The sequence below is a fragment of the Herpetosiphon sp. NSE202 genome (assembly GCF_042688385.1).
Lineage (GTDB): Bacteria > Chloroflexota > Chloroflexia > Chloroflexales > Herpetosiphonaceae > Herpetosiphon.
In genome coordinates this window covers 1-12,924 of sequence record NZ_JBHUPY010000029.1, presented here as the reverse complement: position 1 = coordinate 12,924, position 12,924 = coordinate 1, and the positions used below count along the sequence as shown (strand labels likewise).

Sequence of the window (12,924 nt, the reverse complement as noted above, 5' to 3'; positions counted from 1 at the left end):
TCATGACACAGCACGACGTGCCTGAAATCGATGGCATTGCAATTATTGGGATGGCCGGACGCTTTCCCAAAGCGGCAAGCATTGCTGAGTTTTGGGCCAACTTGCGTGACGGGGTTGAATCAGTCAGCTTCTTCACCGACGAAGAATTAATCCAAGCTGGGGTCAGTGCTGAGGTACTTCAGCACCCCCAGTATATCAAAGCCCGCGCAGCCCTTGAGAAGATCGATCTGTTCGATGCTGGCTTCTTTGGATTTACCCCACGCGAAGCCGAGATTATGGACCCCCAGCATCGCTTCTTTTTGGAGTGCGCGTGGCATGCGCTTGAAGATGCTGGCTACAATCCTGAACAGTATGACGGCGCAATCGGGGTCTATGCCAGTACCCAGTTGAGCAGTTATCTGTTAGCCAATCTGTATCCCAACCGCGAGTATCTTGAATCGGTTGGGCCATTGGCGGTACGACTTGGCAACGATAAAGATTTTCTGCCAACCCGTGCCTCCTATAAATTCAATTTGCGTGGCCCAAGCATGGCCGTGCAAACTGCCTGCTCGAGCTCGTTGGTCGCCTGTCACTTAGCCTACCAGAGTCTGCTCGATTATCAATGTGATATGGCATTGGTCGGTGGGGTTTCAATTACCACGCCCCAGAAAAACGGCTATATCTATGAAGAAGGCGGCATTTACTCGCCAGATGGTCATTGTCGGGTATTTGATGCCAATGCGCGTGGCACAATCGCTGGCAGCGGCATTGGTGTGGTTGTGCTCAAGCGAGCAGCTGAGGCCGTTGCTGATGGTGATCCAATTTACGCGATTATCAAAGGCTCGGCCATGAACAATGATGGGGCCTTGAAGGTTGGCTATACCGCACCAAGCGTTGATGGTCAGGCTGAAGTCATTGCCTCGGCCTATGCGGTTGCCGAGATCGATCCAGCGACCGTTGGCTATATCGAGGCTCATGGTACTGGCACTGCGCTTGGCGATCCCGTCGAGATTGCCGCGTTAAGCCAAGTATTCAGCGAAAACACCGATCAAACAGGCTTTTGCGCAATTGGCTCGGTCAAATCAAATATTGGCCACCTTGATGCTGGTGCTGGCGTAGCTGGCTTGATTAAGCTCGCCTTAGCCTTACATCATAAGCAACTCCCGCCAAGCCTCAATTGCGATCAACCAAATCCAGTGATCAATTTCCCGACAACTCCATTTTATGTCAATACAGAATTACAGGCTTGGAATACAAGTGAGCATCCACGTCGTGGTGGTATTAGCTCATTTGCGGTTGGTGGGACGAATGTTCATATGGTGCTTGAAGAAGCGCCAACCATTGCTACCAACAAAACCGAGCCACGCCCACAGTTGCTTGTGTTGTCCGCCAAAACAGAAACAGCCTTAGCTGGTCAAGCGCAGCAATTGGCCAACTATCTGCAGGCAAATCCAACAACCGATTTGGCCGACATTGCCTATACCTTGCAACAGGGACGAAAAAGCTTTGGTGTGCGCCGGGCCGTGGTGTGTACGACTCACGAGGAGGCCTATCAAGCCCTGATTCGGTTGGAACGCAACAATGGCGTTTATGCATCAAGTTCTGAAACGGCCAAAGCAGTCAATTTTATGTTTCCTGGCCAAGGCTCGCAATATGTCAGCATGGCCGCCGATCTCTATCAACACCAGCCGCTATTCCGCCAAACGGTTAATCAATGTGCCGAATTACTGAGGCCGCAGCTTGGCCTTGATATTCGCACGCTGATCTTTGCCGATAGCGACCAAACTGCTATGGCAAGCCAACAACTGAATCAAACAATGTATGCACAGCCAGCCTTGTTTACGATTGAATATGCCCTTGCCCAAGTCTGGTTGGCGTGGGGCATTGTTCCGCAAGCGATGATTGGGCATAGTATTGGCGAATATGTTGCCGCGTGCTTGGCAGGCGTATTTTCGCTTAACGATGCCCTGATGATTGTTGCGACCCGTGGACGCTTGATGCAAAAGCTTCCGAGTGGCAGCATGCTCGCCGTCCCTTGTTCAGAAGCGAGCTTAAAACCACTTTTGGGCACAAACCTCGCTTTAGCAGCAACGAATAGCCCCACAATGAGTGTTGTTTCAGGGCCAGATGCGGCGATTGAAGCCTTCAAGCAACAGCTCGCCACGCAAGGGATTGAAGGGCGACGTTTGCATACATCGCATGCCTTTCATTCGATGATGATGGACCCCATGTTACGGGCATTTGCCGAACAACTGCGGCGAGTTCGTTTAAATCCGCCCCAGATCCCATTTGTTTCGAATGTCACGGGCACATGGATTACCAGTCAAGAAGCGACTGATCCTGAATATTGGGCCAAACATGTGCGACAAACGGTGCGCTTTACCGAAGGCATTACGACATTAACTGCTAAGGCAAGCCCAATTTTGCTGGAGGTCGGCCCAGGCCGTAGCCTCAGTACCTTCGTTCGGCAGCACGCCGCAGATGTGGTGGGCGTAACCTCGATGCGCCATCCCCAAGAGCAGGCTGACGATCAGCTGTTTCTGTTGCAAAGCCTTGGGATGCTATGGTCGCAGGGTGTACGGATCGATTGGAGTCGTATTCAAGCTCCAGCAAATCGCCGGCGAGTTAACTTACCTGGCTATGCCTTCGACCAGCAACGCTATTGGATCGACGCGCCTAGCCATGAGCAAACCCAGCAACGACCGCGCCGCCAAGGCCGTTTTACTCAAGTTGATGATTGGTTTAGCGTGGCAGGCTGGCAAATCCAACCGTTGGGCAAGCCATTAACCGCCTTGCTCACGCCTTCAACCTCATGGTTAGTTTTTGCTGATGCTAGTAGCTTTAGCCAAGCACTGGTTCGACGCTTGAAATGGCTCGATCAAGCGGTCATTGTGGTGCGCCAAGGCACGACATTCACCCGCTATGATCACGATCTGTATAGCCTCGCACCCAGCAGCGATCAACTCCAAGCACTGCTGAGCGAGCTTGTGGCAACCGAGCAATTACCCAATCACGTCATTTACACCTGGCAATTACAGGCTGATACTGCTGAGATTACAGCCTTTGAACAGGTAGTTGCAGCCTTAGCTCAAGCACCAATTGCGCTCAATCGGCTCCATGTTGTACTCAATCAAGCCTATGATCTCGCTGGCAACGCCGCAATTAAACCGCAACAAGCGCTCTTCAGTGGCCTATTGGGAATTGCAACGCAACCGAAACTCTGCATGATCGACCTTGATTTGAGCAAAAATCAGCTTGATTATGCAGCGTATTATGTTGATTCCGTGATCATCGAAGCGCTAGCCCAGTCGCAGGCGGTTGAAGTAGCCTATCGTGGTAAACGCCGTTGGGTACGGCAGGCTCAAGCGCTCAACAATGAGCAATACCAACCACGCTTAATCCAGCATGGCCACTACTTAATCAGCGATGCGCTCTCAGCCGAGGGGCTTGCCTTAGCCAATTATCTAGCAACAACCGTTCAAGCGCAATTAAGCTTAGTTACGACCCAAGCCTTGCCAGAGCAAGCACTGTGGGCGAGCTACTTGGCCGATCAGGCGCTGGATAGCGAGCTACGCACAAGTTTGCAGGCCTTACAGACGCTTGCTGAACAAACTAGGATTCAGCTCATTCAGGCGGATCTGAGTCAGTTGGATGGGTGGGCCAGCGTATTCCAACAAGTGCCAAAACTTGCAGGGATCAGCTATCGGCTTGATGGCGGCCATTCACAAAAACTTGATCAGACCCTGCTCAATCAGCAGCTTGATACGCTCCAGCAGATTGCCCAGCAGCAACCAGCCCTTGTGTTGGTCTATAGCCAGTTACAGCTTCAGCCAACGCCACTGGTGAACTGCGTTGAGCATTGGTTGCCTGCATTCGCGCAGCAGCATAGTTCAACCACGTGGATCAGCGTGCAATGGGAGCAATGGCATAGCGCTGATCGCTTTGCAATCCAGCCTGAGCACGATCACGCAGTCTTTGATCGGCTCTTTGGCTTGGCCGAACTTGGCGTGACGATTGCAACTGCTGAGCTTGATCTCCGCCGCAGCCAAGCAATTCAAACCCTCGACCTAGCGGCACTACCAAGCGAGCAATCATCGGGATTAACTGCCGTTGAGCAAACTCTAGTCAGCCTGTGGCAAGAGTTGCTTGGAATTAGCCCAATTAGTATCCATGCGAATTTCTTCGAGCTTGGTGGGCATTCGTTATTGGCGACCCAAGTGCTCTCGCGCATTCGCGATTCGCTGCAGTGCACCTTGAGTCTCAGCGATTTCTTCGCCGAACCAACGATTCATGCCTTAGCACAGCGGGTTCACGCGCAAGCGAGTAACGCCGATCAACGGATTCCAAAGGCTGATCGCAGCCAACCTTTGCCGTTATCATTTGCCCAACAACGCTTGTGGTTTTTACATCAATTGGAGCCGCAAAATCCTGCCTACAATATGCCATTTGCGGTCGAAATTAGCGGTCAGCTTGATCAGGCAGCATTGATTGCGAGTTTCCAACGACTTGTTGAGCGCCATGAAAGCCTGCGTACGATCGTTCAAGCCGATGAAGGCAAAGCGTATCAAGTGATTCTGCCAGCGCTGAAAATTGCGATTCCACTTATTGAACTTAACACGTTGGCCGAGGTAGCGCAGCAAATGGCCTTGCAAAGCCTGATTCACGAACTGGCGCAAAGCCCGTTTTCCCTCGCTGAAGGCCCACTTTTACGGGTGCAATTGGTGCAACTTGGCAATGAACACCATGTCGTGGTGGTGGTGATGCATCACATTGTCGCTGATGGCTGGTCATTGGGTGTCTTGCTACGCGAATTAGCCAGTTTTTATAGCGCTGAGCGCCAAGGCATTCCAGCCGATCTTGCTGATTTACCAATCCAATATGCAGATTTTGCCCATTGGCAACGCGCCTATCTTCAAGGTGAGGTATGGGATCGCCATGTCAATTATTGGAGACAACAACTGGCATCGCCACGGGAACGCTTGATCGCGCCATTGGCCAAAGCCCAACCGAACCAAACGCATAATCGTAGCGAATCCTATAGCCAAACCTTGGAAGCGTCACTCCTCGCTGCACTCAAACAGCATTGTGAGCAAGCAGGCGTAACCCTGTTTATGCTATTGTTGGCGGCTTTCCACAGCGTAGCCCATTGCTACACCAAGCAAACCGATCTGGTGATCGGCACGGATATGGCCAATCGAAACCGTAGCGAAACCGAAGGCCTCATTGGCTTCTTCGTCAATCAACTGGTCTTGCGCACCACCGTGAGCAGCGATTTGAGCTTTGGTGAACTGCTGCAACGGGTACGCCAAACCACCTTGGAAGCCTATGATCATCAAGATCTGCCGTTTGATCGGGTGGTTGAGGCCGTAAACCCTGAACGCAGCGCCACCATGGCTCCCTTCTTCGATGTTAAGTTGGTCTTGCAAAACACACCAGCAACCGTGATCGAACTGCCAGATGTTCGGCTCAGTGCCTTGGCAATCGAAGCCGACATTGCCAAATTCGATCTGTTAATCAATATCGTCGAAATCAACCACCGTTTGAGCATCACCTGGGAATACAACAGCGACTGCTACGAAGCAAGCGCTATTGAGCAACTTGCAGCAAGCTATGCCGTGGTCTTAGAGCACGTGGTAGCACAGCCTGATAGCACTTTAGCCGATCTTGGCCAAGCAATTAACGCCGCCGAACAAGCGGCCCAACGCCAAAAAGAAGCCGCCTTTAAAGAAGCTCGGCTCCAAAAATTCAAAAAACTTACTCGTTCGACCCAAGTATAAATTGCATTACGAAAGGATATTGACCATGACTATCGCAAAAAAAGGCCTGCCCAACATCAAACGGAAATCAGCCAGCTTTTCACAAGAAGATTTGGTTAAAACAGGTTTGTTGCCTGATGGCGGTAACTTGCCGTTTGTGGTTACGCCAGCAGTCGAAGGCGTTGATTTGATCGCATGGGTAAGCAATAATCGCGATTTTCTGCAACAAGCACTCTACAAGCATGGCGGGGTTTTATTCCGCGGCTTTAATCTCAGCGAGATTGGCAGCTTCGAACAATTTACCAAAGCCGCTTCGCAAGAACTTTTGGAATACAAAGAGCGTTCATCGCCGCGCTCACAGGTGAGCGGCAATATCTATACATCAACTGATTATCCGTCGCATCAACATATCTTTTTCCATAATGAAAATTCGTATCAACATGCATGGCCAATGAAACTCTTTTTCTACTGTGTCACGCCAGCCCAACAAGGTGGCGAAACGCCGATTGCCGATGTACGCAAGGTCTATCAACGCATCGATCCCAGCATTCGGGCAGAGTTTGCCGCGAAAGATGTGATGTATGTGCGCAACTTTAGCCAAGAATTAGGCTTGCCGTGGGAAACTGTTTTCCAAACCACCGATAAAGCCCAAGTCGAAGCCTACTGTGCCGATCATGGTATTCAGGTTGAATGGCGCGATGGTAACCGCTTGCGGACTCGCGTTATTCGCCCAGCCTTGGCAAAGCACCCGGTTACTGGCGAAGATCTCTGGTTTAACCATGGCGCATTCTTCCATGTTTCGACCCTCGAAGCGAGTATTCGCGATGCCTTGCTCAGTCAATTTGCCGAAGAAGATCTGCCCAGCAATACCTACTATGGTGATGGTTCGACGATTGCGCCCGAATACCTACAAGCAATTCGCGATGCATACCATGCCGAAGCCCGCATCTTCCCGTGGGAACAACATGATGTGATCATGCTTGACAATATGCTGACCGCCCACGCTCGTACTCCCTATAGTGGCCCGCGCAAAATTTTGGTAGGGATGTCCGAACCATTGTCACGTTCAGCATTATAAAATTAGCGTAGCAGAGGAGTTTTATTCATGAGTGTGGGTACAATCGAAGGATTTCAACTTTCACCGCAGCAGAAACATGTGTGGTGGCTGGCCGAAAATGGCCAAAATCCAACCTATGCCAATCAAATCAGCATTAAGCTGGTTGGTACGCTTGATCAAGCGGCGTTGCAACAAGCGCTCAATACAGTAACTGCCGAAAACGAAATCTTACGCACAGCCTTCTCATTGCTCACCGGCATGAGCTTGCCAGTTCAGGTGGTTGAGCAACGTGCCGCTCCCAGCCTGTCCGTGTATGATCTGCGTGCTGATGCTCAGGCTGAGCAAACAATTCGGCTTAATCAACAGCTCGTAGCCCTACAAAACCAACCGTTCGAGCAAGATCAAAGCCTCATGCATGCCCATTTAATCGTGTTTGCTGCCGATCAAGCGCTGCTTTTGCTCAAACTTTCAGCCTTGTATGCCGACCAAATCAGCATGTACAATCTTGTTCAAGAACTAAGTACAGCCTATCAGGCAGCCTTGGGAATTGAGCAACCAGAGCAAGAGCGGTTGCAATATGCCGACCTCGCCGAAATCTTCAATGAATTAATTGATTCGGAAGATATGCAAGCTGGGCGAGAATATTGGTTGCAACAACAGATTCAGCATGCCTTGCATACACCCTTGTACCCACATCAACGGGCCGCTGGAGCGCATTTCCAGCCAGTAAGCATTGAGCATAAACTTAATCCAGCGCTCGTCAATCAACTGCGAACAATTGCCCAAGCCTCTGAAAGCACGCTTGCTGATGTACTCTTTGTGGGCTGGGCTGGGCTACTAGGGCGTTTAGCCACCCAACCAGAGGTTGTTGTGGCGCGGCGCTTTGAAGGCCGCAATTACGATGGACTTGAATCGGCACTTGGTTTATTTGCCAAATATATCCCAATTAAGGGGCAAGTTGCTGAGCAACCATCGTTCAGCCAAGCCGTACAAAAATTAAACGCAACAATTGGTGAAGTGCATGAATGGCAAGATGCCTTTATTTGGGAGCATGTAACCAATCGGCCTAGCACAGGCGCACATGGCGCATTATGCAGCTATGGCTTTGATTACACGATTCAGCCAAGCGCCATCGCAACAGCCGAGCTAACGTGGCAGATCGACCAAGTGAGCAGCGTGATCGAGCGCTTTGATCTCCGGTTAGCTGTGATCGAAAAGGCTGGTGAACTGCATTTGAGCCTGGTCTATGATCAAACAATCTTTGATCACGCTGAGATTGAACAATTTCTGACCCAATACACAACCTTGCTCGGGTCAATTTGTCAGCAACCAGAAGCGGCTCTCGATCAATTAACCATCATCAGCGCAGCCGAACGTGCTTATTTGGTTGATAACCTGAATGCGAGCAGCCAAGCCTATGCCAAAGAGCGCAGCCTTGGCCAATGGTTTGAGCAACAGGCTCATGCAACGCCAAGCGCAATTGCGCTCAAGTTTGGCGCACAACAGCTCAGCTATGGCGAACTCAATCAACAAGCCAATCAGCTTGCTCATAGCTTGATTCAGCGTGGCGTGGGCAGCGATAGTCTTGTTGGTGTTAGTTTAGAGCGTTCGCCGCTGTTAGTAGTTGCCCTACTTGGGATTCTCAAGGCTGGGGCAGCCTATGTACCAATCGATTTGAGCTACCCAACGGAACGGCGAGCCTTTATTGCCCATGACAGTGGGGCAAGCTTGCTGATTACGTCGGCCAATTGGGCAGCTGAGGTTGCCGATCAGACACGCGAACTGATTGTGATTGATCGTGATTGGCCGAGTATTGCCCAATCGTCAAACGAAAATCCCACACGCTATCCGCAACCTACAAATCTGGCCTATGTTATCTATACTTCAGGCTCAACGGGCCAGCCCAAGGGAGCAATGATTACCCATCAGGGACTCACGAATTACCTGACGTGGGCAACCCAAGCCTATCCTGTTGCGCAAGGCGTTGGCAGCATTGTGCATTCGCCGATTGGCTTTGACTTAACCGTCACGAGCCTGTTTGCACCGTTACTTGTCGGTCAAACCGTTATCTTGTTGCCCGAAGCCAATCCGCTTGAAGATTTGGCTCACTACCTGCGTTCAGGCCAATTGAGCTTGCTCAAGCTCACCCCAACCCACATGGAACTCTTGAACCAGTTGCTCAAACCTGAGGAATTGGCGCAAAGTAGCCATGCCTTGGTGATCGGGGGCGAAGCATTATTGCCCAATCAAATTGCGCCATGGCTCCAGCACGCACCCCAAACCCGCTTGATTAACGAGTATGGCCCAACCGAAACGGTCGTTGGCTGCTGTATCTATGAAGTGAGCAACGATGCAGCGTTTACCGGCAGCGTCCCAATTGGCAAGCCAATCGCCAATACCCAGCTCTATGTTCTCGATCGCTATGGTGAATTATGTCCATTTGGCGTGGCAGGCGAGTTGTATATTGGGGGTGATGGCGTGGCGCGTGGCTATCATCAACGCCCAAGTTTAACCGCTGAACGCTTTGTACCAAATCCATTTAGTACCGAGCCAGGTGCACGTTTCTATAAAACTGGTGATTTGGTACGCTATCGCCACGATGGCAACCTTGAATTCTTGGGTCGAACCGATCAACAAATCAAATTCCATGGATTTCGCATTGAGCTTGGCGAAATTGAGCTAGCATTAACCGCCCATCCAGCGATCCGCGAAGCCGCCGTAGTGGCTCGCCATGTGCCACATTTGCCAGGTGAACAACATTTGGTTGCCTATGTTAGTGCCAAGCCAGATCAGAGCGTTCAAGCAGATGGGCTACGCCAATTTCTCGCTGAGCGGCTGCCTGAATATATGGTGCCCAGCATTTATATGCCACTTGAGCGCTTGCCAATTACGCCCAACGGCAAAATCGATCGCCGCGCCTTGCCCGTGCCAATCGCCAGCAGCCTGCAACGGGGCGAGTATCATGCGCCACGCAATGCTGTTGAGCAACAATTGGCCACAATCTGGGCCAGCGTGTTACGGCTCGAACAAGTAGGCATCGACGATAACTTCTTTGAAATTGGTGGCGACTCGATTCTCAGTATCCAAATTGTGGCCAAAGCGACCAGTGCTGGCTTGAAATTGAACCCACACGCCTTATTTAGCCATCGTACCATTCGTGAATTGGCCGAAGTTGTTGGCAGCGGCCCAAGCATCGACGCAGAACAAGGGTTAATCGCGGGTACGGTCACACTAACACCGATTCAACAATGGTTCTTTGAGCAACAACAACCGCATCCTGCGCACTGGAATCAGGCGCTCTTGTTGGCGGCCAATACGCCAATTGATGCTGCGCTGTTAGAGCAAGCCTTGCAGCATGTCTATGCCCATCATGATAGTTTGCGCTTGCGGTTTACCGCAACCGATAACGGTTGGAAACAGCAATACAGCGATGCCTCGACCATTGCGCTGCAAACAATCGATATCAGCAAGCACATCAATGATCTCGCCCAAGCGCTTGAAACAGCTGCTCATCGCATCCAAGCGAGCCTCGATCTGCATCACGGGCCATTATTTCAGGTGGCGTTGATTCAAACGAGCGAACAGCAGCGGTTATTATTTGTCGCTCATCACCTAATTATTGATGGAGTCTCATGGCGAATCGTGCTTGACGATCTGCAAACGGCCTATAGCCAACTCCAACACGCGACCGCGGTGAAATTGCCAGCAAAAACGACCTCGTTTAAAGCATGGGCCGAGCGCTTACCAACCTATGCAAACCAGCCGACTATGGCTGAGGTAGCACAATTTTGGCTGCCTGCGAGCGATTGGCCAACCCAAGCATTACCAACCGATCATGCAAGTAGCACCAATAGCATTGCAACTAGCAGCCATGTTGAGGTAGCGCTTAGCGTTGAGGCGACCAAAGCCTTGCTCTATGACGTGCCACACGCCTATCAAACCCAGATTAACGATCTCTTGCTCAGCGCCCTGTTGCAAGCCTTTGAACGCTGGACTGGCCAAAATCAGCTTGTGGTTGATTTGGAAGGTCATGGACGTGAGCCATTGTTTGAGGATATAGATCTCTCGCGAACGGTTGGTTGGTTTACGAGCCTCTTTCCTGTTCGGCTCCACTCCAGCGACCCGCATGATCCGGCAACAACGATTAAACACATTAAAGAATATCTCCGGGCGGTGCCACATAACGGCCTTGCTTTTGGATTGCTGCGCTATCTCAACCCCGAACTTGGGTCGCAATTGCAAGCCTTACCAGCTGCGCAGGTCAGTTTCAACTACCTTGGGCAACTTGATCAAGGTCAAGAGCAAGCGGCATTACTGCGGCTGACTCAAGAATCAGTTGGCGCAACGCGCCATCCCGCAAGCCAGCGAGCCTACCTGATCGAAATTAATAGCAGCTTGGTTAATCACCAATTGCACGTCGATTGGGCCTACAACAGCACGATTCATGAGCACGCTACCATTGCAACCCTAGCCAATGGTTTTATTGAGGCCTTGCAACAATTGATCGCCCATTGCCAAGCACCGAATGTTGGCAGCTATACCCCAAGCGATTTCCCAGATGAAGCCTTGAGCGATGACGATCTTGATGCAATTATGGCCCAACTTGGTGGCTAGGAACAGAGGACAGAAAGATACGCATGAAGAAGAATATTGAAGCAATTTATGGGTTGTCGCCCTTACAACAGGGACTCCTATTTCATAGTTTGTATGCACCCAACACAGGTGCCTATGTTGAGCAACTGCATTGTCGCTTAACTGGCAACCTTAATCAGCAAGCCTTTGAGCACGCCTTCCAGCATGTGCTCAATCGCCACCCAATTTTACGCACCGCCTTTGTCTGGGAACAACTTGATAAACCAGTTCAAGTTGTGCATACCACGATCAGCTTGCCAATTGAGTATATCAATTGGCAAGCTGATTCAGCCCAAGCGCAACAGACCCGCTTAAATCAATTGCTCCAGACTGATCAGCAAACCGATTTTGATCTGACCAAAGCACCATTAATGCGGGTACGCATTATTAAAACTGCTGCTGATAGCTATTATTTTATTTGGACCCATCATCATATTTTGCTTGATGGCTGGTCAGTTTCAACAGTTTTGGGCGAATTATTCAGTCTCTATGCCGCCTATAGCCAAGGGCAAAGCCTGAGCCTTGCCCCAACCAAGCCCTATCGCGGCTATATTAATTGGCTCAAAAGCCAAGATACCCAGGTTGCCGAACGCTTTTGGAGCAGCTATCTTAAAGGGTTTATCAGCCCAACCCCACTCATTAATCCGCGGCCTACGCCGCAACAATCGACCAAAATGGGCTATGCCGAAGATCAGCTTGCGCTTTCGAGTGCAACAACCAGCGCCTTGCAAGAGCTGGCTCGTCAAAACCAACTAACCCTGAGCACGATCATTCAAGCAGCATGGGCGCTGCTTTTAAGTCGCTATAGCAACGAGCAGGATGTGGTTTTTGGCGCGACGGTTGCTGGTCGCCCAGCCGATCTTTTAGGCATTGAAACGATGGTCGGATTATTCATCAACACGCTGCCAGTTCGGAGCCAAGTTGATCCTGACCTTTGCCTGATCGATTGGCTTCAAAACTTGCATCGCAATCAGGTGCAACTGCGCCAATTTGAATATAGCGCCTTGGCTGATATTCAGCGCCTGAGTGAGCTTCCACGGGGAACTGCATTATTCGACAGTTTAGTGGTATTTGAAAATTACCCGCTCGATGCGACGCTCCAAGGTTCGGATGCCGGGCTGAATTTCCATGATATTCATGCAGTTGAGCATACCAACTATCCTTTAACCTTGTTGGTATTGCCGAAGCAAACGCTCACGCTCCGGCTCAGTTATGCGCAACAACAGTTCAGTGCGAGCACGATTGAACATATGCTGGCTCATTTAGCCCAGCTATTAAATCAATTCTGTGCTGAACCGACCCAAAAACTTGGTGCATTCAGTTTGCTCGACAATGAAGCTCGCCAACAGATGCTGCATACGTGGAATGCCACGCACGAGCCAGCTTTTCTTGGCGAACAACGTTTACACAGCCTCTTTGTAGCACAAGCCAACCGCACGCCGGAAGCGATTGCCGTGCGGTTTGGCGATCAGTGCTTAAGCTATGCCGAGCTTGATCACC

4 protein-coding genes are annotated in these 12,924 nt (G+C 50.8%); all 4 read left to right on the top strand.

Annotated features, from left to right (window positions below; genetic code table 11):
* The first annotated feature begins 2 nt into the window (after positions 1-2).
* The gene (locus ACFMKP_RS24325; RefSeq protein ID WP_382296306.1) at positions 3-5,756 is read left to right on the top strand and encodes a condensation domain-containing protein; all 5,754 of its coding nucleotides are present in this window, start codon (positions 3-5) and stop codon (positions 5,754-5,756) included.
* Between the two features lie 25 nt (positions 5,757-5,781).
* On the top strand, positions 5,782-6,813 hold the full coding sequence (locus tag ACFMKP_RS24320) for a TauD/TfdA family dioxygenase (RefSeq protein WP_382296304.1): 1,032 nt from the start codon (positions 5,782-5,784) through the stop codon (positions 6,811-6,813).
* A gap of 27 nt (positions 6,814-6,840) precedes the next feature.
* A complete protein-coding gene (locus tag ACFMKP_RS24315) occupies positions 6,841-11,406 on the top strand; it encodes an amino acid adenylation domain-containing protein (protein ID WP_382296303.1) in 4,566 nt (1,521 codons plus the stop codon).
* A 23-nt stretch (positions 11,407-11,429) separates the two neighbouring features.
* On the top strand, positions 11,430-12,924 hold a 1,495-nt coding region (locus tag ACFMKP_RS24310), incomplete at its 3' end, for a condensation domain-containing protein (protein ID WP_382296300.1).